The 21,314-nt window shown below is 75.7% G+C and carries 23 protein-coding genes; 7 read left to right on the forward strand and 16 right to left on the reverse strand.

Annotation, left to right across the window (positions count from 1 at the left end; genetic code table 11):
- Positions 1-34 precede the first annotated feature (34 nt).
- Positions 35-802, reverse strand: coding sequence for a YflT domain-containing protein (locus KRAD_RS26515; protein WP_183390533.1), 768 nt, complete (start codon positions 800-802; stop codon positions 35-37).
- 179 nt (positions 803-981) lie between these two features.
- Complete coding sequence (locus KRAD_RS05310) at positions 982-1,581, reverse strand: Dps family protein (RefSeq protein ID WP_012084499.1); 600 nt, start codon at positions 1,579-1,581, stop codon at positions 982-984.
- A 64-nt stretch (positions 1,582-1,645) separates the two neighbouring features.
- On the opposite strand from KRAD_RS05310, the gene KRAD_RS05315 reads away from it, so the two are divergent.
- The 4 genes from KRAD_RS05315 to KRAD_RS05330 all read left to right on the forward strand — a co-directional run bounded on the left by KRAD_RS05315 (position 1,646) and on the right by KRAD_RS05330 (position 6,637).
- Positions 1,646-2,953, forward strand: coding sequence for a magnesium transporter MgtE N-terminal domain-containing protein (locus KRAD_RS05315; protein WP_012084500.1), 1,308 nt, complete (start codon positions 1,646-1,648; stop codon positions 2,951-2,953).
- A complete protein-coding gene (locus tag KRAD_RS05320; RefSeq protein ID WP_012084501.1) occupies positions 2,946-3,623 on the forward strand; it encodes a DUF1003 domain-containing protein in 678 nt (225 codons plus the stop codon). Before KRAD_RS05315 ends, KRAD_RS05320 begins: the two co-directional genes overlap by 8 nt.
- Complete coding sequence (locus KRAD_RS05325; protein WP_012084502.1) at positions 3,620-5,395, forward strand: GspE/PulE family protein; 1,776 nt, start codon at positions 3,620-3,622, stop codon at positions 5,393-5,395. The genes KRAD_RS05320 and KRAD_RS05325 overlap by 4 nt, the downstream gene beginning before the upstream one ends.
- A 96-nt stretch (positions 5,396-5,491) precedes the next feature.
- Positions 5,492-6,637 carry an Mrp/NBP35 family ATP-binding protein gene (locus KRAD_RS05330; RefSeq protein ID WP_012084503.1) on the forward strand — a complete coding sequence of 382 codons (1,146 nt, stop codon included), beginning with the start codon at positions 5,492-5,494 and terminating at the stop codon, positions 6,635-6,637.
- A gap of 21 nt (positions 6,638-6,658) precedes the next feature.
- On the opposite strand, the gene KRAD_RS05335 is transcribed toward KRAD_RS05330, so the two are convergent.
- From KRAD_RS05335 to sigE, 4 genes are read right to left on the reverse strand one after another with little or no spacing between them, the layout of a single operon-like run.
- Positions 6,659-7,045, reverse strand: coding sequence for a twin-arginine translocase TatA/TatE family subunit (locus KRAD_RS05335; protein WP_012084504.1), 387 nt, complete (start codon positions 7,043-7,045; stop codon positions 6,659-6,661).
- A 9-nt stretch (positions 7,046-7,054) separates the two neighbouring features.
- Positions 7,055-8,365 (reverse strand): S1C family serine protease, encoded by a 1,311-nt coding sequence (locus tag KRAD_RS05340; RefSeq protein WP_012084505.1) that lies wholly within the window; start codon positions 8,363-8,365, stop codon positions 7,055-7,057.
- Complete coding sequence (locus tag KRAD_RS23965) at positions 8,365-8,967, reverse strand: anti-sigma factor family protein (protein WP_012084506.1); 603 nt, start codon at positions 8,965-8,967, stop codon at positions 8,365-8,367. Before KRAD_RS23965 ends, KRAD_RS05340 begins: the two co-directional genes overlap by 1 nt.
- Positions 8,964-9,662 carry an RNA polymerase sigma factor SigE gene (sigE, locus tag KRAD_RS05350; RefSeq protein ID WP_012084507.1) on the reverse strand — a complete coding sequence of 233 codons (699 nt, stop codon included), beginning with the start codon at positions 9,660-9,662 and terminating at the stop codon, positions 8,964-8,966. The genes KRAD_RS23965 and sigE overlap by 4 nt, the downstream gene beginning before the upstream one ends.
- A gap of 224 nt (positions 9,663-9,886) precedes the next feature.
- Here sigE and KRAD_RS05355 point away from each other — a divergent pair, with 224 nt between their 5' ends.
- Positions 9,887-10,540 (forward strand): O-methyltransferase, encoded by a 654-nt coding sequence (locus KRAD_RS05355; RefSeq protein WP_012084508.1) that lies wholly within the window; start codon positions 9,887-9,889, stop codon positions 10,538-10,540.
- Positions 10,541-10,569: 29 nt separating this feature from the next.
- On the opposite strand, the gene KRAD_RS05360 is transcribed toward KRAD_RS05355, so the two are convergent.
- The 7 genes from KRAD_RS05360 to dapE form a co-directional block, all read right to left on the reverse strand.
- Positions 10,570-12,120, reverse strand: coding sequence for a leucyl aminopeptidase family protein (locus tag KRAD_RS05360; RefSeq protein ID WP_012084509.1), 1,551 nt, complete (start codon positions 12,118-12,120; stop codon positions 10,570-10,572).
- A 130-nt stretch (positions 12,121-12,250) separates the two neighbouring features.
- Positions 12,251-12,418 carry a DUF3117 domain-containing protein gene (locus KRAD_RS24980; protein ID WP_012084510.1) on the reverse strand — a complete coding sequence of 56 codons (168 nt, stop codon included), beginning with the start codon at positions 12,416-12,418 and terminating at the stop codon, positions 12,251-12,253.
- A 157-nt stretch (positions 12,419-12,575) separates the two neighbouring features.
- On the reverse strand, positions 12,576-13,817 hold the full coding sequence (locus tag KRAD_RS05365) for a hypothetical protein (protein ID WP_012084511.1): 1,242 nt from the start codon (positions 13,815-13,817) through the stop codon (positions 12,576-12,578).
- Positions 13,814-14,332 (reverse strand): SRPBCC family protein, encoded by a 519-nt coding sequence (locus tag KRAD_RS23970; RefSeq protein ID WP_049821079.1) that lies wholly within the window; start codon positions 14,330-14,332, stop codon positions 13,814-13,816. The genes KRAD_RS05365 and KRAD_RS23970 overlap by 4 nt, the downstream gene beginning before the upstream one ends.
- Entirely contained in the window at positions 14,311-14,592 is a 282-nt protein-coding gene (locus KRAD_RS05375) for a DivIVA domain-containing protein (protein ID WP_012084513.1), read from the reverse strand. The genes KRAD_RS23970 and KRAD_RS05375 overlap by 22 nt, the downstream gene beginning before the upstream one ends.
- Complete coding sequence (locus tag KRAD_RS05380) at positions 14,589-15,239, reverse strand: LOG family protein (RefSeq protein ID WP_012084514.1); 651 nt, start codon at positions 15,237-15,239, stop codon at positions 14,589-14,591. Before KRAD_RS05380 ends, KRAD_RS05375 begins: the two co-directional genes overlap by 4 nt.
- On the reverse strand, positions 15,236-16,372 hold the full coding sequence (dapE, locus tag KRAD_RS05385) for a succinyl-diaminopimelate desuccinylase (RefSeq protein ID WP_012084515.1): 1,137 nt from the start codon (positions 16,370-16,372) through the stop codon (positions 15,236-15,238). Before dapE ends, KRAD_RS05380 begins: the two co-directional genes overlap by 4 nt.
- Before the next feature lie 71 nt (positions 16,373-16,443).
- Between dapE and dapD the strand changes: the two genes are divergently transcribed.
- Entirely contained in the window at positions 16,444-17,436 is a 993-nt protein-coding gene (gene dapD / locus KRAD_RS05390) for a 2,3,4,5-tetrahydropyridine-2,6-dicarboxylate N-succinyltransferase (protein ID WP_012084516.1), read from the forward strand.
- Position 17,437: 1 nt separating this feature from the next.
- Entirely contained in the window at positions 17,438-18,367 is a 930-nt protein-coding gene (locus KRAD_RS05395; RefSeq protein ID WP_012084517.1) for a hypothetical protein, read from the forward strand.
- Between the two features lie 15 nt (positions 18,368-18,382).
- On the opposite strand, the gene KRAD_RS05400 is transcribed toward KRAD_RS05395, so the two are convergent.
- The 3 genes from KRAD_RS05400 to fdxA all read right to left on the reverse strand — a co-directional run bounded on the left by KRAD_RS05400 (position 18,383) and on the right by fdxA (position 21,245).
- Positions 18,383-19,669, reverse strand: a complete 1,287-nt coding sequence (locus KRAD_RS05400) for a citrate synthase (protein WP_041292719.1) — start codon at positions 19,667-19,669, stop codon at positions 18,383-18,385.
- Between the two features lie 78 nt (positions 19,670-19,747).
- Positions 19,748-20,917: a succinyldiaminopimelate transaminase gene (gene dapC, locus KRAD_RS05405; protein ID WP_012084519.1), complete on the reverse strand. Its 1,170-nt coding sequence runs from the start codon at positions 20,915-20,917 to the stop codon at positions 19,748-19,750.
- Between the two features lies 1 nt (position 20,918).
- Complete coding sequence (gene fdxA, locus KRAD_RS05410) at positions 20,919-21,245, reverse strand: ferredoxin (protein ID WP_041291918.1); 327 nt, start codon at positions 21,243-21,245, stop codon at positions 20,919-20,921.
- Positions 21,246-21,314: the final 69 nt, after the last annotated feature.

A 21,314-nucleotide genomic window follows, 5' to 3' on the forward strand; every position in this document is an offset into this window, starting at 1 on the left:
GGCCCGGGGGCGGTGGGCCCCCGGGCCCCGAGGGTCACTCCGCGTCGCGCACCCGGTCGCGCTCCTGCTGCTCCGCGGCGCGGCGCGCGCGGCGCTGCTCCTCGACCTTCTCGGCGTAGGTGGGGCCGGAGAGGTCCATCACCGGCTCCGGCTCGGCCGGGCGCTCCCCCGCCGGCGGCGGCGGCTGGTGGGCCGGGGCACTGCCCGGCTGCGGCGGCGGGAGGTGGGCGCCCGGCGGCGGCGCGGTGGGCGCGGACCAGGGGCCCGGGCGCGCCCCGGGGTCCGGAGCGCCCCACTGCGAGGAGCCGCCGGAGGGCGCGGAGTAGTCCGGGCCGGTGCCGCGGCCGAGGCCGTTGGGCAGGCGCGAGAGGACCTCGCGGGCCTGCCCGGCCAGCTGCGGCAGGCAGAGGACGGTGTACTCCGAGGCCACGATCTGGCTGGAGGAGGTGAAGTCGCGCCGGCCACCGGTCAGCGCGTAGGAGATCACGCCGAAGAGCATCCCGAACCCGGCCCCGACGAGGACCCCGGTGAGCAGCGCCCCGCTGCCGCCGCCGCCGAAGACGGACAGCATGAGGCCCACGAGGAGACCGAACCAGGCGCCCGAGGCCGCCCCGGCCCCGGCGGCCCGCCCGTAGGTCAGCCGTCCCGTGACCCGCTCGACCATCTGCAGGCCGTTGCCGACGATGGTGACGTTCTGCACCGGGAAGTGCTCGTCGGAGAGGAAGTCCACGGCCCGCTGCGCCTCCGAGTACGTGGCGTAGCGACCGATCGCCTCCCCCGACGGCGGGGTGGGGGTGGTCATTCGCTGCGGACCACCCATGGGCCCGAGGTTCGACATTCGACATCCTCACCGGTCGTACCCGTCCCGCGACGTTCGCGCGGGATCGGTCGATGCTCCCAGCCGGGAGCCCCGACACCTGCCCAACGACGCGGGCCGGGAGGTCGTGCCCGTGGGCACGACCTCCCGGCCCGCGGTGGACGTCAGGCGGTCTTGCGCTTGGCCCCGGCCCGGGCCTGGCTGCGCGCCTGCACCTCGGAGGAGGCGCCCGCGGTGGACAGCTGGCCGCCGGAGGTCTCCAGGTGGGCGCGCACGAACCAGTGGTACTGCTCCAGCTGGGCGGACTGGGCGATGAGCATGTCCTCGGTGATCGGGTCCAGCTCACCCACCGCCTCGACGGCCCGGCGGTGGTCCTGGATGACCCCGGAGTACACGAGGTCGAGGGCGCCGAGGTGCTCGATGGCCCCCGCGCGCCCGATGGAGTAGTCGTCCCAGCTGCGGTCGGCGACCAGCGCACCGGGCGTGCCGTAGGGCGAGAGGCCGAGGGTGGCGATGCGCTCGGCCGTGGTGTCGGCCATCTCGCGGACGGCGTCGACCTGCGGGTCGAGCATCTCGTGCACGGCGACGAAGTGCGGGCCGACGACGTTCCAGTGGACGTGCTTCAGCGTCAGGTGCAGGTCGGTCAGGGCGTTGAGCCGGTCCTGGAGCACCGCCGCGATCTCCGCGGCCTGCTCGGGGGTGAGTCCGGGAACGGTGTAGAGGGGGACGCCCTCCGCCTTCATCTTCTTGCTCTCCTTGGCCATGCCGCCACGGTAGGAGGCGCCGCGCGGTGCCGCGCGCTGGAAGCCAGCCCCTAGATTGGAGCGTGTGACCGGCTCCCTGACCCGCGTGTTCGCCGCCCGGCTGGCGGGCACGTCGGTGTTCGACCCGCAGGGCGACATGGTCGGCCGGGTCCGCGACGTGGTGGGCCTGCTGAGCCCGCGCGGGCCGATCCGCGTCATCGGCCTGGTCGTCGAGGTCCCCGGCCGGCGCCGGGTGTTCGTGCCCATGACCCGCGTCACCAGCGTCGACACCGGGCAGGTCCTCACCACCGGCCTGGTCAACATGCGCCGCTTCGAGCAGCGTGGCACCGAGACCCTGCTGCTGGCGGAGCTCCTCGACCGCACGGTGGAGCTGGCCGACGGCAGCGGCAGCGCCACCGTCGAGGACCTGGGCCTGGAGCTCAACCGCGCCCGCGACTGGCGGCTGACCAAGCTGTTCGTCCGCCGCGGGGAGGCCGCCAAGGGGCTCTCGGGGCGGCTGCGCCGGCGGGGGGAGACGATGACGATCGACGTCGACGGCGTCGCCGGCGGGGTGCTGGGCCTGGCCTCCCCCGACCTGGACCAGGGGGCGACGAACCTGCTGGCCGCCTTCGAGGAGCTCAAGGCCGCCGACCTGGCCGAGGTGATCCACGAGCTCACCCCCAAGCGCCGCCTGGAGGTCGCCGCCGCCCTCGACGACGAGCGCCTCGCCGACGTCCTGGAGGAGCTGCCCGAGGACGACCAGGTCGAGATCCTCTCCGCCCTCGCGGGCGACCGCGCCGCGCACGTCCTGGAGGAGATGCAGCCCGACGACGCCGCCGACCTGCTCTCGGAGCTGCCGCCGGAGCAGGCGGAGCGGCTGCTGGCGCTGATGGAGCCCGACGACGCGGACCCGGTGCGCCGGCTGCTGGCCTACGACGACTACACGGCCGGTGGGCTCATGACCTCCGACCCGGTGGTGCTGGCCCCGGACGCGACGATCGCCGAGGCGCTGGCCCACGTGCGCCGCAGCGAGCTCAGCGTGCCGATGGCCACGGCCGTCTACGTGTGCCGGCCGCCGCTGGAGACGCCCACCGGCCGCTTCCTGGGCACCGCGCACCTGCAGCGGCTGCTGCGCGAACCCCCGCAGACGCCGCTGGGGCAGATCCTCGACACCGACATCGACCCGCTGTCCCCGGGGGAGACCCTGCAGGGCGTGACCCGCCAGCTGGCCGCGTACAACCTGGTCTCGATGCCCGTCGTCGACGAGGACGGGCACCTGCTGGGGGCGGTGACCGCGGACGACGTGCTGGACCACCTGCTGCCCGAGGACTGGCGCGACACGACGGAGGAGGTCTTCTCGAGGACCCCGGGGACGGAGGCCGACCGTGACTGAGCGCGAACCCCGCGAGCCGCGCAGCAGCCCGCGCCGGGCCCGCGGCGACGCGGTCTCGCTGGACACCCCGCGCGAGGCGCGGCGGCAGCTGCTCTCGCGCCCGCAGGTGGACCCCGACGCCTTCGGCCGCGCGTCGGAGAAGTTCGCCCGCTTCATGGGCACCGCCCGCTTCCTCGTCTACATGACGGGCTTCGTCGCGGTGTGGCTGGCCTGGAACACCTTCGCCCCCGAGGGCGCGCAGTTCGACCCGCGGGCGCTGAACTACACCCTGCTGACGCTCATCCTGTCGCTGCAGGCCTCCTACGCGGCACCGCTGATCCTGCTGGCCCAGAACCGCCAGGACGACCGCGACCGCGTCCTCAACGAGCAGGACCGCGCGCAGGGCGAGCGCGCCCTGGCCGACACCGAGTACCTGACCCGCGAGGTGGCCGCGCTGCGGATCGCGCTGCGCGACGTCGCCACCCGCGACTTCGTGCGCTCGGAGCTGCGGGCCGTCCTGGAGGAGCTGCGCGACGAGGACGACGTCCCCGCCCCCTCCCGCGACGCCAAGCGCAAGGGCGGCAAGAAGCGCAAGCGGCCACCCGAGCCGGCCGCGGGGGCGGAGCGACCGGCTGAACCCGCGCCCACCGGTTCAACTCCGGCGGAGGACCTGCCGATGACCGACGGGTGACGACTCTCGACGCCCCCGCCACGTCGACGGGACAGGTCCCGCTCCAGCCGGTCCCGGCCCAGGGCCAGCCCGCGACCCCCGTGCGCCGGCGCCTGGGGGACGTGCTCGTCGAGAAGGGTCTGCTGGTCCCCGAGGACCTCGACGTCGCCCTGGCCGAGCAGCGCAACGTGGAGGGCCCGCGCCGCCGCCTGGGTCAGATCCTCGTCGAGCTCGGCATGGTCTCCGAGGCCGAGCTGGCCCAGTGCCTGGCCGAGCTGCTGCAGCTGGAGCACGTGGACCTGTCCCGGCTGACCCTGGCCCCCGACGTCGTGCGCCTGCTGCCGCGGGCGGTGGCCGAGCGCTGCCGCGTCCTGGTCCTGGACAAGACCCCGGAGTACCTGCTGGTCGCGGCCGCGGACCCGACGAACGTCCTGGCCCTGGACGACGTCAAGCTCTACACCCGCACGCCCGAGCTGCACGTCGTCGTGGCGATGGACTCCCAGATCCGCGACCAGCTGGCCCGCGCCTGGTCGCTGACCGAGGACACCTCGCAGGTGTCGCGGATGGTGCAGGACGCCACCGAGGACGACGACGAGGACCCGCTGGCGGCCCTCAACGGCTCCGTCGACGACGACGCGCCCATCGTCAAGCTCGTCAACCGGATCCTCTCCGACGCGGTGCGCCTGCGCTGCTCCGACATCCACCTGGAGTCCCAGCGCGACCAGCTGCGCGTCCGCTTCCGCGTCGACGGCCTGCTGCGCGACGTGATGTCCGCGCCCAAGCGGGTGGCGCCCAGCGTCATCAGCCGCATCAAGATCATCTCCGGGCTGGACATCTCCGAGCGCCGCATCCCCCAGGACGGCCGGACCCGCGTGGTCGTCGACGGCGCGGCCATCGACTGCCGCGTCTCGACGCTGCCCGCCCTGCACGGCGAGAAGATCGTGATCCGCCTGCTCACCCGCGGCGACGACGTCCCCTCGCTGCCCTCGCTCGGGTTCGAGCCGGAGCAGCTGGAGATCTTCGAGAAGGCCCTCAGCGTCCCGCAGGGCCTGGTGCTCATCACCGGCCCCACCGGGTCGGGCAAGACGAACACCCTCTACGCGGCGATCCACGCGACGATGTCGCCGGAGAAGAACATCATCACCCTCGAGGACCCCGTCGAGGTCCAGCTGCCCGGCATCACCCAGGTGCAGGTGCACGCCAAGGTGGGCATGACGTTCTCCGCCGGCCTGCGCTCGGTCCTGCGCCAGGACCCCGACATCGTCCTCATCGGCGAGGTCCGCGACTCCGAGACCGCCGAGCTGGCGCTCAAGGCGTCGATGACGGGCCACCTGGTGCTGACGACCCTGCACACCAACTCCGCCGTGGGGGCGCTGACGCGCCTGGTCGACATGGGCGCGGCGCCGTTCCTGGTGGCCAGCTCGCTGACCGCGGCGATCGCCCAGCGGCTGGTCCGCAAGCCCTGCGACTCCTGCGCGGACGGCTACATCCCCGACGAGGACGTCCTCGCCGTGCTGGACCTGACGATCGAGGACATCCTCGACGCGACCCCGCTCAAGGGCACCGGCTGCCCCGAGTGCGGCGGCACCGGCTACCGCGGCCGCACCGCGGTCTACGAGGTCCTCGACGTGACCCCGAGCATGCGCAAGGTCCTCATGCACGACGCGACGGAGTCGGCGCTGCTGGCCGAGGCGGAGCGGATCGGGATGAAGACGCTGCGCCAGTCGGCGCTGGAGAAGGCGATGCGCGGGGAGACGACCTTCGAGGAGGTCATCCGCGTCACCGCCGGCTGACCGGCCGGCCCCCGCCGGGCGGCGCGGCGCGGGCCCGCGAGCGCCCCGGGGACCGCGCCGACGGGCCGGACCGGTGGCCCCACGTACCCTGGGGCCATGCCGAGCACGCCTGCCCCCGAGAGCGTGCGGACCGCGGTCCTGCGCGCCCTCGCCTCCGTCGACGACCCCGAGCTGCACCGTCCCATCACCGAGCTCGGCATGGTCGAGGGCGTCGACGTCGGCGCCGACGGGGTGGTGGACGTCCGGGTCCTGCTGACCATCGCCGCCTGCCCGATGCGCGACACCCTCACCCGCGACGTCACCGCCGCCACCCGCACCGTCGACGGCGTACGCGGGGTGCGCGTCCACCTCGGGGAGATGACCCCCGACCAGCGCCGCGAGCTCACGACCAAGGTCCGCGGGACCACGGGCGCCGCCCCCGTCATCCCCTTCAACCAGCCCGGCAACCTGACCCGCGTCTACGCCGTCGCCTCCGGCAAGGGCGGGGTCGGAAAGTCCAGCGTCACGGTCAACCTGGCCGCGGCCATGGCCGCCGACGGCCTGCGCGTCGGCCTCCTCGACGCCGACGTCCACGGCTTCTCCGTCCCGCGCCTGCTGGACGTGACGGGCAAGCCCACCAAGGTCGGCGACATGATGATCCCGCCGACCGCCCACGGGATCCGGGTCATGTCCATCGGCATGTTCGTGCCCGGCAACCAGCCGGTGGCCTGGCGCGGGCCGATGCTGCACCGCGCGCTGCAGCAGTTCGCCAGCGAGGTGCACTGGGGCGACCTGGACGTCCTGCTCCTGGACCTGCCCCCGGGGACCGGGGACATCGCGATCAGCGTCGGTCAGCTGCTGCCGCGCGCGGAGATCCTCGTCGTCACGACCCCGCAGGTCGCCGCGGCGGAGGTCGCCGAGCGGGCGGGGTCGGTCGCCGCGCAGACCGAGCAGCGGGTCGTCGGCGTCGTGGAGAACATGAGCTGGCTGGAGCTGCCCGGCGGGCAGCGCCTGGAGGTGTTCGGCTCCGGCGGCGGCGCCACCGTCGCGGAGTCGCTCTCGCAGCGGCTGGGCACCGACGTGCCGCTGCTGGCCCAGGTGCCGATGGACGTCGAGCTGCGCGAGGGCGGCGACGCCGGGACGCCCGTGGTGCTCTCGCACCCCGACTCCCCCGCCGCCGTCGTCCTGCGCGACCTGGCCCGCACGCTGGCCCGGCGACCGCGCGGGCTGGCCGGGCGGCCCCTGGGCGTCAGCGTCGCCTGAGCGGCGCCGCCCCCGCGAGCCTCAGGTGGCGTCCTCGTCGTAGGGGACGGGCGCGGGGGCCGCGGCGGGCGCGGACGACTTCTTGCCCAGGTCGACCCCGCTGCCGGTGGCCGCGGCGGGGCTCTTCTTCACCGGCGCCTCGTCGTCGTCCTCCCACGCCTCGGTCAGCGCTTCGCGGACGATGCGGCGCGGGTCGTACTGGCGCGGGTCGAGCTTCTGCCAGTCGATGTCGTCGAACTCCGGGCCGAGCTCCTCGCGCATCTGCGCCTGGGCGCCCTTCGCGAAGCGCCGGGCGGACTTGACCAGACCGGCCAGCTGCTCGGCGTAGTGGGGCAGACGCTCCGGTCCGAGGACCACGAGCGCCACGACGAGGAGGACGATGAACTCGCCCCCGTTGATGCCGAACACGTGGCGATCCTAACCGTCGGCTTCGAGCGTGACAGGCACCTCGGTGGTCCGGCCGTCGCGGCGGACGGTCAGCGTCACCTGTTCGCCGGGTTCCCGGGCCCGGATGTCGACGATGAGCTCCGCCGGTTCGGTCACGGGGCGGCCGTCGATGGCGAGCACGACGTCGCCCGGCTGCAGGCCCGCCCGCTCCCCGGGACCACCGGGGTTCACCGCTCCCGGGGAGTCCAGGATCTGCACGCCCTCGCCCGTGTAGGAGCTGTCCAGGGACACCCCGATGATCGGGTGCACGGCGCGACCGGTCCGGATGAGCTGCTCGGCGGTGCGCCGGGCCTGCTCGGAGGGGATGGAGAAGCCCAGGCCGATGCTGCCCGTCGTCTGCCCCCCGCCGGCCCCGGGCAGAGCGGCGATGGCGGAGTTGATCCCGATGACCTCGCCGGCCGCGTTCAGCAGCGGCCCGCCGGAGTTGCCGGGGTTGATCGCGGCGTCGGTCTGGATGGCCTGGATGTAGGAGGCGTCCGGGCCGCTCTCGCCGGCCGAGACGGGCCGGTTGAGGGCCGAGACGATCCCCTCCGTCACCGTCCCCTGCAGCCCCAGCGGGGCGCCGACGGCCACCACGGGGTCCCCCACGACGACGGCGGCGGAGTCGCCGAACGGCAGCGCCCGCAACCCGCCGCGCTCGACCCGCACGACGGCGAGGTCGTAGGAGGCGTCGGCCCCGACGAGCTCGCCCACGGCCTGGGCCCCGTCCTGGAAGACGACGGTCACCCCGTCGTCGTAGGCCCCGGCGACCACGTGGTTGTTGGTGAGGACGAAGGTGCCGCCCCCGCCGGCGGAGGTGTCCAGCACGAAGCCGGAGCCCGTCCCGGTGCCCTCCTGCCCCTGCACCTGCAGCGCCACCACGCTGGGCAGCGCGGCCGCCGCGATCCCGGCGACGGAGCCCGCCGGCCGCTCGGTGCTGCCGGCGCTGGGCGAGGCGATCGCGACCGCGGGGTAGGTGCCGTCGGAGTCCCCGACCTCGTCCTGCAGCAGCCCGCCGGCGAACCCGCCGACGACGCCGAGCAGCAGGACGCCGCTGCCCACGACGATCCGGCGCGCGGGGGCCCCGGCGCGCCGGTGCCCCCCGGGTCCCGGGGCGGTGCCCGGGTCCACCGGGGCGTGGGGCGGGAAGGCGTCGTGACCGGGAGGCGGCCCCTCGGGCCGCCACCACACCTGCTCCGCCGAGGGCGGCGGTGCGGTGGGCGGGCCCGACCAGGGGTCGCGGCCGTCGCCGGGGGCGTCGCCGGGGCGGTCCCAGCCCCCGGGTGGTGACGGTGCGCTCATCAGGGCGCGACGGTCGAGGTGGTGGTGGGCAGGACGGTGGGGGCGCTGGGCGCGGGGGTCCCGACGGGCCCGGCCGGCAGGAGGCGCCCGACGGGGGTGCTAGAGGCGGAGGGGGTGGTGCGCAGCTCCGCCACCGGGGCGGGCGCGTCGCCCCCGGGCACCCCGCCCAGGACGAGGGCGCCCACGATCCCGGCCCCGAGCAGCGTGAACGTCCCCGCCAGCGCGGCCGCCACCGGGCGGCGGCGCACCCGCAGGGCCGCGGAGCGGGTCGCGGGACGACGTGCCCCCCCGCCCCGGGTCGCGTCGGTGCGCGAGGGCGGGGCGACCCCCACCACCGGCCGGGCCGGGACGGCCATCGGCGCGTCGCGCGGGGGCAGCGGCCCGCTGGGGCCGCCGATGTCCAGCAGCCGCGCCACGAGGTCCTCCGACATCGGCGGGACGCCGAGGGCCTGCACGCGGGCGCGGACGAGCCGCTCGGCGTCGACGGCCTCGGAGCACTCCGGGCACTGCCGCAGGTGTTCCGCGACCCGCGCCTCGGCGTCCGCGGCGAGGCGGCCGTCGACGAGGGGGCTGACCCGGGCGCCGAGGTGCGGTCCGCTCACGGGCCGTCCTCCCCGTAGGCCAGCTGCGGGGCGGGGGCGCTGGGCCGGGGGGCGCGGTGGGCCAGCGCGGCGCGCAGCTGGGCGCGGCCGCGGTGGATGCGCGAGCGCACGGTGCCGAGCTTCACGCCCAGCGTGGCGGCGATCTCCTCGTAGGAGAGCCCCTCGATGTCGCAGAGGACGACCACGGCGCGGAAGTCCGGCGGCAGGGCGTCCAGCGCGCGCTGGACGTCGTCGTCGAGGTTGCGGTGCTCGAAGGCGCGCTCGGGGCCGACGTCGGTGCTGGGCAGCTTCTCGTTCGCGTCGTCGCCCAGGGCGTCGAAGCGGATCCGCTGCTTGCGCCGGACCTGGTCGAGGAAGAGGTTCGTCGTGATCCGGTGCAGCCAGCCCTCGAAGGTGCCGGGCTGGTAGCTGGAGAGCGAGCGGAAGACCCGCACGAAGACCTCCTGGGTGAGGTCCTCGGCGTCGTGGCGGTTCCCCGTCAGGCGGTAGGCCAGCCGGTACACCCGCGCGGAGTGGTCGCGCACGACCTCCTCCCACGTCGGCGGCACCCACGTCGAGGCCGCGACCGCCGGCGACAGCGTCGCGGGGTCGACGACCGGGGCACGCCCGGCGGGCTCGCCGGTGTCGTCGCTCACGGGGTTCCTCCTGGAACGGGCGGGGAAGGGGGCCGCGAACGGCACCGCCACTGCACCCATGGTCTCCCACTCCCATCGCTCGGGCCAGTCGCCGCCGGCACTTCCAGCCGGTCGGCGTCACGGGGTCCAACGGAGGTCTGACCCGCGGGGTTCCCGCACCACCCCCCGGGGGTGGGCTGCACCGGGCCTCCCCGCCGCGGGCACGGCGGCACCACCACCGGCCTCACGGGGCGTCGTCGGGCGAGCACCTGGGGTGAGATCAGCCGGTGCACTAGATTGCGCTCGTGCCGACGCCTCCGTCCCGCCAGGTCAAGCAGCCCGTCAGCTGGGCCTACGCCGAGCAGTTCGTCCCCGAGGACGAGGTGCTGCAGCGGGCCCGGGCCCGGGCCGCCGAGCTGGGCCTGGAGCCCGTCTCCCCCGGCGTGGCCTCCGTCCTCACGGTGCTGACGGCCGCCACCCGCGCCCGCACGGTCGTCGAGGTCGGCACCGGGACCGGGGTCTCGACCATCAGCCTGCTGCGCGGCATGGGCGAGGACGGCGTCGTCACCACGATCGACTCCGACGCCGAGGCGCAGCGCGCGGCCCGCGAGAGCGTCGCCGACGACGGCATCCGCCCCAACCGGGCCCGTCTCATCAACGGCCGCGCCCTCGAGGTCCTCCCCCGCCTCACCGACGCCGCCTACGACCTCGTCCTCCTCGACGGCGACGAGCGCGAGTACTCCGCCTACCTCGAGCAGGCGCTGCGGCTGCTGCGCCCCGGCGGGCTGCTCGTCGTCGACGACGCCCTCTGGAAGGGCCGGGTCACCGACCCGGCCGCCCGCGACGCCTCGACCACCGCCCTGCGCGAGGTGGGGCGCACGGTCCTCGAGGACGGCCACTGGTACCCCTCGCTGCTGCCCACCGGCGACGGGCTCCTGCTCGCCGTCAAGCACGGCTAGCCGCCCCGCGCCGGTCTCAGGCGCCGGTCTCAGGCGCCGGCGGCCACCGACTCCAGCCACTCCACCAGCAGCCGCGCCCCGAAGCCGGTGGGCCCCCGCGTGACCTCGTGCTCGGCGGCGTCGGCGCGGCCGGTGCCGGCGATGTCGAGGTGCGCCCAGCGGCGCCCGCCCGCGAAGGGGCGCAGGAACAGCGCCGCGACCACGGCCCCGGCGCCGAAGCCGGGGGTGGTGACGACCTGGCGGGCGTCGGCGAGGTCGGAGGCGAGGGCCGGCCGGTAGTCCTCGACCAGGGGCATCCGCCACACGCGCTCCCCCGTCGCCGCCGCGGCCGCGGCGAGCTGGTCGGCGAGGGCGTCGTCGGGGGAGAACAGCGCGGCGTGGCGCTTGCCCAGGGCCAGGCCCGCGGCGCCGGTCAGGGTCGCGACGTCGACGACGACGTCGGGGGCCAGGACGGCGTCGGCGTAGGCCAGCGCGTCGCCCAGGACCAGCCGGCCCTCGGCGTCGGTGTTGTTGACCTCGGTGGTGCGCCCGCCGTAGTGCCGGACGACGTCGCCGGGGCGGTAGGACGAGGCGCCGAGGGAGTTCTCGGCCAGCGCCAGCAGCCCCGTGACCCGGACCGGCAGCTTGAGCCGGGCGGCGGCGGCGACGGCGGCGAGGACGGCGGCGGAGCCCGCCATGTCCGTCTTCATCGCGACCATCGACTCGCGCGGCTTCAGGCCCAGCCCGCCGGTGTCGTAGGTGATGCCCTTGCCGACGAGGACGACGTGCGGCACGCCCGGGCGGGCGCGCGGGGTCCAGCCGACCTGGACGAGGGCGGGCTCGGACGCCGAGCCGGCCCCGACGGCGAGCAGGCCCCCGAACCCCTCGCGCCGCAGCCGGTCCGCGTCGCGGACCTCGACCTTCAGCCGGGCGGCGGCGGCGACCTCGTGGACCTGGGCGACCATCCACGCCGGGTCCTTGAGGTTGGAGGGGGTCGCGGCGAGGTCGCGGGTCAGGACGGTTGCGGCGGCAGTGGCCTCGGCGTGCCGGACGTCGGCGAGGGCGACCTCCCCGAGCAGGACGAGGCGGCGGGCGGGGGGCTCGGCGGCAGCCTTGCGCCCGGTCACCGGCGGGGAGTACGAGGCGAGGAGGAACCCCTCGACGACGGCGCGGGTGCCGGCGGGGCCGACGCCGTCGGCCAGCGTCGTGGCCACGTCCCCGGTGCCCGCGGCCCGGGCCAGGGCGGCGGCGCTGCGGCGCAGGGCGGTGGGCGAGGAGTCGCCGACCCCGACGACGACGAGCCGCTGCGGGCCGCCCTCGGGGGCGGGCACGGGCAGGCGCGTCGCGGTGGCGGCCGCGCCGGTCACCGCCTCGGCGGCGCAGACGGCGGCGAGGTCGATGCCGTGGCGGACGGCGGCGTCGGCGGCCCCCGGGCGCGGCTGCAGGGGCGTGTCGGCCCCCTCGCCCGGGGCCACGGGGACGGCGAGCACCGCGATCCCGGACAGGTCGGCGGTCGCGGGCGTCCCGCGGCGGACCTCGACGACGGGCGGGGTCCAGCGCCGCAGCTCGGGGGCGGCGGCGGTGACGGTGGGGGTGCTCACGGTGTCGTCCTGACTCTCGCGGGTGCGGGCGGTGGTGCCCCGGGGTGCCCGGGTGCCCCCGGTGGTGGCCCCGGCCGGGGCCGGGACGACGCGGGGCGGGCACCGTGGTGCCCGCCCCGCGTGCCGCGCCTCAGCCCACGACCGAGGTGATGGCCTCTCCGAGGGCCCTGGCTTCGTCGGGCGTCATCTCGACCACGAGACGACCACCGCCTTCCAGCGGCATGCGAAGGACGATGCCGCGCCCTTCCTTGGTGACCTCCAGCGGACCGTCCCCGGTCCTCGGCTTCATGGCCGCCATCGGCGTGCTCCCTCTCGTCGTCTCGTGCGCGCGCCGGGCCCGCGGCCGGGTGCTGCGGTCGGCGTGTAGGGGTCCATCATCCCCCACCGCGCCCCCCGGCTGGGCGCAGGGGCGCCCCGGTGATCCCGGTGCGCCGCTCGTGGACCGGCGACGGCGATCACGGCGGCCAGTCGGCGGGCGGCGAGAAGCGCCACAGCCAGGCGACCCAGACCACCTGCAGGGCCAGGGAACACGCGACCCAGGCGCGCAGGACGGGCCGCCCGCCGGGCCGCAGGGCCACCAGGCCGCCGAGGGGGAAGAGGAGCACCAGGTAGCGGAAGAGGCTGGTGAAGGGGTCCAGGACGAGCAGCAGGTACCCGACGTAGGCCAGGCACCAGGCCCGCAGCTCCGGCCCGAGGACGGCGGTGCGCCGGGACAGCAACCACCACGCGGAGGCGACGACGGCGGCGACCAGCAGCAGCGGACCGGCGACCGCGCCCAGGACGTACTGCGAGATCCCCCACCACGGCGTCAGCCACTCCACCCGCCCCCCGGCCCGCCAGGCCCCCATCGTCGCGGTGTAGGCGTCGGTGCGGCCGGTGAGGCGCCAGGTGACGACCGGCCACAGCAGCCCGGCCGCCCCGGAGGCGGACAGCAGGGCCAGGCAGCGCAGCGCCTCCCGGCCCCCCAGGACCCGCCCGGCGCGCCGGCCCCGCCGCGCGCGCACCACCAGGTGCACGACGACGACGACGCAGAGCGGGACCGCGACCGGCCGGGTCAGCCCCAGCAGCAGGGCGAGCAGCGCCGCGGGCGCGTAGCGGCCCCGCTGCAGGCAGGCCAGGAAGGCCACGAGCAGGGCGATCGCCGGGGCCTCGGTGTAGGGCACCTGGTAGACCGGCGAGGGCGGGCTGACGCAGAACAGGACCGCGGCGCTCCAGGCCCCGCGCCGGGCCACGGCCGCCGGGGCCCGCTCGCTCAGCGCGCGCAGGACCACCGCGTGCACCCCGACCGCGGCCAGCGCCCCCGCGACCAGCGACACCGCCGACCCCGCCCACGAGAAGGGCAGGCCGGTGAGCATCACCAGCCGGGCGAGCAGGGGCGCCAGCGGGTAGAAGGCCAGCGCCGACTGCTGCACGTCGCCCGCCGCGCCCAGCGGCACCGAGTCGGGGTACCCCTCCTCCGCGATCCGCCGGTACCAGGTGGCGTCCCACAGCCCGAGCACGTCCCCGTAGCCGGAGCGCGCGGGGGTCCACTGGCTGGCGACCTGGAAGCGGGCGACCTCGGCGAGCACGGCCGCGGAGAAGAGCCGGGCCAGGGCGTAGACGAGCAGGACCCGCACCGCCACCGGCAGCCGCAGCCAGCGCAGCAGGAGGCGCGACCGCACCGGCGGGGCGTGCACCGGGGCGGGGACGGCGGTCACGAGGGGCCGTGGAGGTCGTCCCGCGCGCGCCGCAGCACCGCCTCGAAGGCCACGCGGCCCACCAGGCCCGGCAGCGCCCCGCCGCAGGCGGCGAGCAGGGCCAGCCCCCGCGGCCGCACCACGAGGTGCTCGGTCCACTCGATGCGCACGCGACCGCCGGTGGTGCCGGCGGGGGCGACGACCATCTCGACGGTCCCGCCGAAGACGTCGCCGGTCTTGACGATGGAGACCCGCCCGGGGCGGTCGTCGTCGGGGGTCTGGCGGGCCACGACCTCCATGGGGTCCACCAGGACCCACGGGCCCAGGGTGGTGGTGCCCACGAAGCGCTCCCCCACGACCCCCACGGGGCCGCCCTCGGGCCGGGCCACGACGGTGGCGGGCACCCAGGCGGTCTGGCGCGGCCAGTCGGTGAGGACGTCGAAGACGTGCCGCACCCGCCCGCTCACCTCGGCGCGGGCGGTGAAGTCGACGGTCCGTCCCGCTCCGGTCCGGTTCAGTCCTCGGCGGTGCGCCACGCGGTCAGCTCCTCGTCCCGTTCGCGGATCTCCTCGCGCAGGCGGTCCAGCACGGCGTCCACCTCGTCCATCCGGTACCCGCGCAGGCCCAGGGAGAACCGCACGGCGTCGACGTCGGCGGCCAGCACGGGCCCCTCGGGCAGGCCCCGGTAGGGGCGGCTGCTGGTGGCCGGGCCCAGGCCGCCGCTGACGCGGCCGGCGACGACGGCCGCGACGGCACCCACGGCCAGCAGCACCAGGACCAGCAGCACCACGGTCACGAGGGACCACCCCCGGCGGGGGGCCGCGGCGGGTCCCCGTCCGGCTGGGGCGGGAAGTCGACGAAGGTCCCCACGATCTCCGAGCTGGGCAGCGACACCCGCTCCCGCGGCGCCCGCTCCAGGTGGTCCAGCGCCTCCTCCGGGTCCTCGGTCCAGAGGATGCAGTCGAAGACCAGGGGCCGGGCGAACCCGCGCTCGACCAGGCCCTCCAGCCAGGTCCGCAGACCCGCGTAGTGGCCCGCGCGGTCCAGGACGGCCAAGGGCTTGGTGTGCAGGCCGATGGTGCGCGCGACCCAGATCTCGAAGAGCTCCTCCAGGGTGCCCAGCCCGCCGGGCAGGACGACGAACGCGTCGGCGCGGGCGTCCATCTCCGCCTTGCGCTGGCGCATGTCGGCGGTGACGACGAGCTCGCCCAGGCCCGCAGGCGGCAGCTCGAGGGCCATGAGCGCCTCCGGCATGACGCCGGTGGTGCGGGCCCCGGCGGCGCGGGCGGCGGCCTCGGCCGCGCCCATGACGGAGGTCCCGCCCCCGCCGTAGACGAGGTCGTGGCCGCGTTCGCCGATGAGGCGCCCCACCGTGGTGGCGAGCTCGACGTGGGCGGGGTCGATGCCGCCGGAGGCGCTGCCGTACAGGCAGATCGTGCTCACGCGTCCTCCTGCCCGGTGCCCTCGAGCAGCCAGCCGGTGAGCACCCGCAGGCACTGCTCGACCTCCGCGGTCCGGCAGCGCTCGTCGTCGGCGTGCGCGGTGGCGTTGTCGCCCGGCCCGTAGTTGACGGCTGGCACCCCGAGGGCGGAGAAGCGCGCGACGTCGGTCCAGCCGTACTTCGGCAGCGGCTGCGTCCCGGTGCGGCGCACGAAGTCGGCGGCCGCGGGCAGGTGCAGCCCGGGCACGGCCCCGTCGGCGGCGTCGGTGACGGCCACCTCGAACCCCTCGAAGACCTCGCGCACGTGGGCCTCGGCCCCGGCGGAGTCGACGGCGGGGGCGAAGCGGTAGTTCACGGTGACGACGCAGCGGTCGGGGATGACGTTGCCGGCGATGCCGCCGCTGACGGCGACGGCGTTGAGCCCCTCGCGGAAGACGAGGCCCTCGACCTCGACCTCGCGCGGCTGGTAGGCCGCGAGCCGGGCCAGCACCGGCGCGGCGGCGTGGATGGCGTTGCTGCCGCGCCAGGCGCGGGCGGAGTGCGCGGCCTTCCCCGTCGTGGTGACCTCCGCGCGCAGGGTGCCGTTGCAGCCGCCCTCGACGACGGCGGAGGACGGTTCGAGCAGGACGGCGAAGTCGGCGGCGAGCAGGTGGGGGGCGTTGCGGGCCAGGCGGCCGAGGCCGTTGCGGGCGGCCTCGACCTCCTCGTGGTCGTAGAAGACGAAGGTGACGTCGCGCGGGGCGGCGGGGCCGGCGGCCGCGACGCGGCGGGCCAGGGCGAGCTGGACGGCCACCCCGCCCTTCATGTCGCAGGTGCCGCGGCCGACGAGGACGTCGCCGTCGACGGGGTGCTGCTCGCGGCGCACCGGCAGGTTGGGCGGGTCGGTGAGCGGGACGGTGTCGAGGTGGCCGGCCAGCAGCACCCGCTCGGCGCGGCCCAGGGCGGTGCGCGCGACGACGGCGTCCCCGTCGCGGACGACCTCCAGGCCCGGCAGGGCCCGCAGCGCGGCCTCGACGGCGTCGGCGAGGGCGCGCTCGTCCCCGCTCACGGAGGGGATGTCGCACACCCGGCGGGTCAGTTCCACGACGTCGATGGCGGGGTCGGCGAGGTCGAGCGCGGTCGGCGAGGCGGTCACGTGCTTCACCCTAGCCACGCCCCGCGACGTGCCGTCGGAGCCGGGGCGGCCTCGCTTGTAGGGTCACCTGCGTGAGCGAGCAGACGGGCACCGGCACCGCGCAGCAGACCGACCGGGGGGCGCGGCGCGCCTGGGGCCACGGCCTCGCCACGGTCGCGGCCGACGGGACGGTGCTCGACGTCTGGTACCCCTTCCCCGAGCTGGGTCCCAACCCGCACACGGGGTCCTACGGGGTCCCGGCCGAGCTGGCCTCGCTGGAGGACGCCGACCCGCACCGCCGGGTCAAGCAGCGCGTGGTGACGACCGAGGCCGACCTCGACACCCCGCCGGTCGACACCGCCGACGCCTACCTGCGCCTGCACCTGCTCTCCCACCGCCTGGTCGCCCCGCACGGGCTGAACCTGGACGGGATCTTCGGCGTGCTCGCCAACGTGGTGTGGACCAACCACGGCCCGTGCGCGGTGGAGGACTTCGAGCGCACCCGCCTGGCGCTGCGGGCCAACGTCGGCCCCGTGACGGTGCTGGGCATCGACAAGTTCCCGCGCATGACCGACTACGTGACGCCGACGGGGGTGCGCATCGCCGACGCCGACCGCGTGCGCCTGGGCGCGCACCTGGCCCCGGGCACCACGGTCATGCACGAGGGCTTCGTGAACTTCAACGCCGGCACGGTCGGGGTCTCGATGGTCGAGGGCCGCATCTCGGCCGGGGTCGTCGTGGGCGACGGCTCCGACGTCGGCGGCGGCGCCTCGATCATGGGGACGCTGTCGGGGGGCGGCAAGGAGGTCGTGAGCATCGGCGAGCGCACGCTGCTGGGGGCGAACTCCGGCACGGGCATCTCCCTGGGCGACGACTGCGTGGTGGAGGCGGGGACGTACATCACCGCCGGCACCAAGGTGACGCTGCTGGACCGCGACGGCGCCGTGGACCGGGTCGTGTCCGCGCGCACGCTGTCCGGTTCGGACGGGCTGCTGTTCCGCCGCAACTCCGTCACGGGCCAGGTCGAGGCCCTGCCCCGGCGGGGCGTGAAGGTGGAGCTGAACCCCGCCCTGCACGCCAACTGAGGTGCCCGCGAGCCCTCGACCCCACCGGCGCCCCTCCCCCGGGGCCCGGCACACCCGCCGGTTGCGGCTGGCCGCCACCCTGGCCACCGTCGGTGTCCTCGCCACCGCCGGGATCGTCTGGATCACCGGGGACGGCGAGGTGCCGCTCGTGCGCGAGCGCTGCTCGGCGACGGTCGACGGGGAGTCGACGTCGATGTCGCCGGAGCAGGCCGCCAACGCGGCCACCGTCGTGGGGATCGCGGTGCGCCGCGGGCTGCCCGCGCGCGCGGCGACGATCGGGATCGCCACGATCGTCCAGGAGTCGGGGATGCGGAACCTCGACCACGGCGACCGGGACTCCCTCGGCCTGTTCCAGCAGCGGCCCTCCCAGGGGTGGGGCACCCCGGAGCAGGTGCAGGACCCGGTCTTCGCGACGAACGCGTTCTACGACGCGCTGGTGGAGGTCGACGGCTACCGCGACCTGCCGGTGACGGACGCGGCGCAGCGGGTGCAGCGCAGCGGTTTCCCCCTGGCCTACGGCGACCACGAGCCGGAGGCCCGCCTGGTGGCCTCGGCGCTGACCGGTTACACCCCGGGGGGTTTCAGCTGCCACCTGCGTCCGGTGGCGACGGAGGTCCAGGTCGGCGGGGACGAGCAGCTCACCCCCTCCGCCCAGGCCGTCGCCGACGCCGCGGGGGCGCAGGTGACGATCCTGTCCCCCTCGGTCGTGGAGGGTGCGCAGGGGCGGGCCCTGGAGTACCGGGCGGAGGGCGAGGACGCGGCGCGCACGGCCTGGGCGATCGCCGCGTGGGCCGTGGCCAGCGCCGGGGTGCACCCGGTGACCGAAGTCAGCGTGGAGGGTTCGCGCTGGAGCCGGGACGCCTCCGGGCGCGGCTGGGTGCCCACCGCCACCGGCGTGCCCGGTGGCGGTGTGCGGATCAGCGTCGGCTGACCCCGCGGCCGGGGGTCAGCGGGCGCCGATCTCGGTGTAGTCGCGCGCACCCTCGCCGATGTACACCTGGCGGGGGCGGCCGATCTTGGTGGCGGGGTCGTTGATCATCTCGCGCCACTGCGCGATCCAGCCCGGCAGGCGGCCCAGGGCGAACAGCACCGTGAACATCTTGGTGGGGAAGCCCATGGCCTTGTAGATGAGGCCGGTGTAGAAGTCGACGTTCGGGTACAGCTTGCGCTCGACGAAGTAGTCGTCGTGCAGGGCGATCTCCTCCAGGCGCATGGCGATGTCGAGGAGCTCGTCGCGCTTGCCGAGGCCGGAGAGGATCTGGTCGGCGGTCTTCTTCACGATGGCCGCGCGGGGGTCGTAGTTCTTGTACACCCGGTGGCCGAAGCCCATCAGGCGCACGCCCTTCTCCTTGTTCTTGACCTTCGTCATGAACGTGTCGACGTCGTCGTCGGAGTTCCTGATGGCCTCGAGCATGTCCAGCACCGCGGAGTTCGCCCCGCCGTGCAGGGGTCCGGAGAGGGCGTGGATGCCGGCGGAGACGGAGGCGAAGAGGTTCGCCTGGCCCGACCCGACGAGCCGGACGGTGGAGGTGGAGCAGTTCTGCTCGTGGTCGGCGTGCAGGACGAGGAGCTGGTCCAGGGCCTTGACCATGACCGGGTCGATCTCGTAGTCCTCGGCGGGGTTGCCGAAGGCGAGGCGGGTGAAGTTCTCCACCAGCCCGAGGCGGTTGTCGGGGTAGAGCAGGGGCTGACCGAGGGACTTGCGGTGGGCGTAGGCCGCGATCGTGGGCAGCTTGGCGAGGAGGCGGATGGTGGAGAGCTCCACCTGCTCCTCGTCGAAGGGGTTGAGGGAGTTGGGGTAGAACGTCGACAGCGCGCTCACCGCGCTGGACAGCACCGGCATCGGGTGCGCGTCGCGGGGGAAGCCGTCGAAGAACCGCTTGAGGTCCTCGTGCAGCAGGGTGTGCCGCTGGATCCGCTCGGTGAAGGCGGACAGCTCCGCCGCGGAGGGCAGGTGCCCGTAGATGAGCAGGTAGCTGGTCTCGACGAAGGTGGACTTCTCGGCCAGCTGCTCGATGGGGTACCCGCGGTAGCGCAGGACGCCCGCGTCACCGTCGATGTAGGTGACCGCCGACGTGCAGGAGGCGGTGTTGGTGAAGCCGGAGTCGAGGGTGACCAGCCCGGTCTCCTTGAGGAGGCTGCCGATGCCGAAGCCGGCGGCACCCTCGGTGGCAGGGGTCACGGGGAGGTCGAGCTCGCCACCTGCGTGCTTCAGCGTCACGGAGTCAGCCATGTCGCGACCGTACCCGCCCCCGTCGACGGTGCCCAACACAGGTCCGTCACACCCGTGGCGGACCCGTCCCGGGCACGATCAGGCCAGGTCCGCCAGGCGGGCGGGCACCTCGCCGATGCGCTCGTCGGTGGCGGTCAGCGCGATGCGCACGTGCCGGGCCCCGGGGGGGCCGTAGAAGTCGCCGGGGGCGGCGAGGACCCCCCGCTCGGCGAGCAGGTCGATCGTGGTGCGGCAGGGTTCCCCGCGGGTGCTCCACAGGTACAGCCCCGCCGCGGAGGCGTCGACGCGGAAGCCCGCGCGCTCCAGCGCCGGGCGCAGCACCTCGCGGCGGGCCCGGTAGCGCTCGCGCTGCGCGGCGACGTGCTCGTCGTCGCCCAGCGCGGCCCGCAGGGCGACCTGGACGGGCCAGGGCACGATCATCCCGGCGTGCTTGCGCAGCTCCAGCAGCTCCCGCACCAGGGCGACGTCACCGGCGAGGAACGCGGCGCGGTAGCCGGCGAGGTTGGACTGCTTGGAGGTCGAGTACGCCACCAGCAGCCCGGTGTGGTCGCCCCCGCAGACCCGGGGGTCCAGGACGGAGGGGACCAGGCCGCCGCGGGTGGTGTCGTGGGCCGCGTCCCAGCCGAGCTCGGCGTAGCACTCGTCGGAGGCCACGACGACGTCGCGGGCGCGGGCCCAGTCCACCAGCGCGGCGAGCTCGCCCACCGAGCGCACGGCCCCGGTCGGGTTGGACGGGGAGTTCAGCCACAGCAGGCGCACCCGCCGCCCGGCCTCCCAGGCCGCGTCGAGCTCCTCGACGGTGTCCGCGCCCAGCGGGGTCGCACCGGCCAGGCGGGCCCCCACGTCGTAGGTGGGGTAGGCGACGGCGGGGTGGGCGACGACGTCGCCGTCGCCCAGGCCCAGCAGGAGCGGCAGCCAGGCCACGAGCTCCTTGGAGCCGACCGTCGGCAGCACCCCGTCGGGGTCGAGCCCGGGCACCCCGCGCCGGCGGGCGAACCAGGACGCCACGGTCTCGCGCAGCGCGGGGGTGCCGTGGGTCTGGGGGTACCCGGGGGCGTCCGCGGCCGAGCGCAGCGCGTCGGCGACGACCGCGGGGGTCGCGTCGACGGGGGTGCCGACGGAGAGGTCGACGATCCCGCCCGGGTGGGCCGCGGCGCGGGCCTTGGCGGCGGCCAGGGAGTCCCAGGGGAAGTCCGGCAGCGACGCGCCGACCCGGCGGCGCGGGGGGTGCTGGGTCGGCGCGCTCACCTCAGTGCCCCTCGCCCTGCGGGGGCAGCGAGCGGACGACGGGGTGGTCGAGGTCGATGAGGCCCAGCTTGGCCGCCCCGCCGGGCGAGCCGACGGTGTCGAAGAACTCGACGTTGGCCGCGGTGAAGGCCGACCACTGCTCGGGGACGTCGTCCTCGTAGTAGATGGCCTCCACGGGGCACACGGGCTCGCAGGCGCCGCAGTCGACGCACTCGTCGGGCTGGATGTACAGGGACCGGTTGCCCTCGTAGATGCAGTCGACGGGGCACTCCTCGATGCACGCCTTGTCCTTGACGTCCACACAGGGCTGCGCGATCACGTAGGTCACGGGTTGTCCTCCTCCTCCGGCGGACGGGCGGCCGGAACCGCCTCCTAGTATCGCCGACGCGCGCCGGCC

This window comes from Kineococcus radiotolerans SRS30216 = ATCC BAA-149 (genome assembly GCF_000017305.1).
GTDB classification, from domain to species: Bacteria; Actinomycetota; Actinomycetes; order Actinomycetales; family Kineococcaceae; genus Kineococcus; species Kineococcus radiotolerans.

Coding starts and splice junctions, on each gene's coding strand:
- KRAD_RS26515 (WP_183390533.1), bottom strand. CDS start 802: ATGACCACCCCCACCCCGCCGTCGGGGGAGGCGATCGGTCGCTACGCC.
- KRAD_RS05310 (WP_012084499.1), bottom strand. CDS start 1,581: ATGGCCAAGGAGAGCAAGAAGATGAAGGCGGAGGGCGTCCCCCTCTAC.
- KRAD_RS05330 (WP_012084503.1), top strand. CDS start 5,492: ATGCCGAGCACGCCTGCCCCCGAGAGCGTGCGGACCGCGGTCCTGCGC.
- KRAD_RS05340 (WP_012084505.1), bottom strand. CDS start 8,365: ATGAGCGCACCGTCACCACCCGGGGGCTGGGACCGCCCCGGCGACGCC.
- sigE (WP_012084507.1), bottom strand. CDS start 9,662: ATGGGTGCAGTGGCGGTGCCGTTCGCGGCCCCCTTCCCCGCCCGTTCC.
- KRAD_RS24980 (WP_012084510.1), bottom strand. CDS start 12,418: ATGGCGGCCATGAAGCCGAGGACCGGGGACGGTCCGCTGGAGGTCACC.
- KRAD_RS05400 (WP_041292719.1), bottom strand. CDS start 19,669: ATGGCTGACTCCGTGACGCTGAAGCACGCAGGTGGCGAGCTCGACCTC.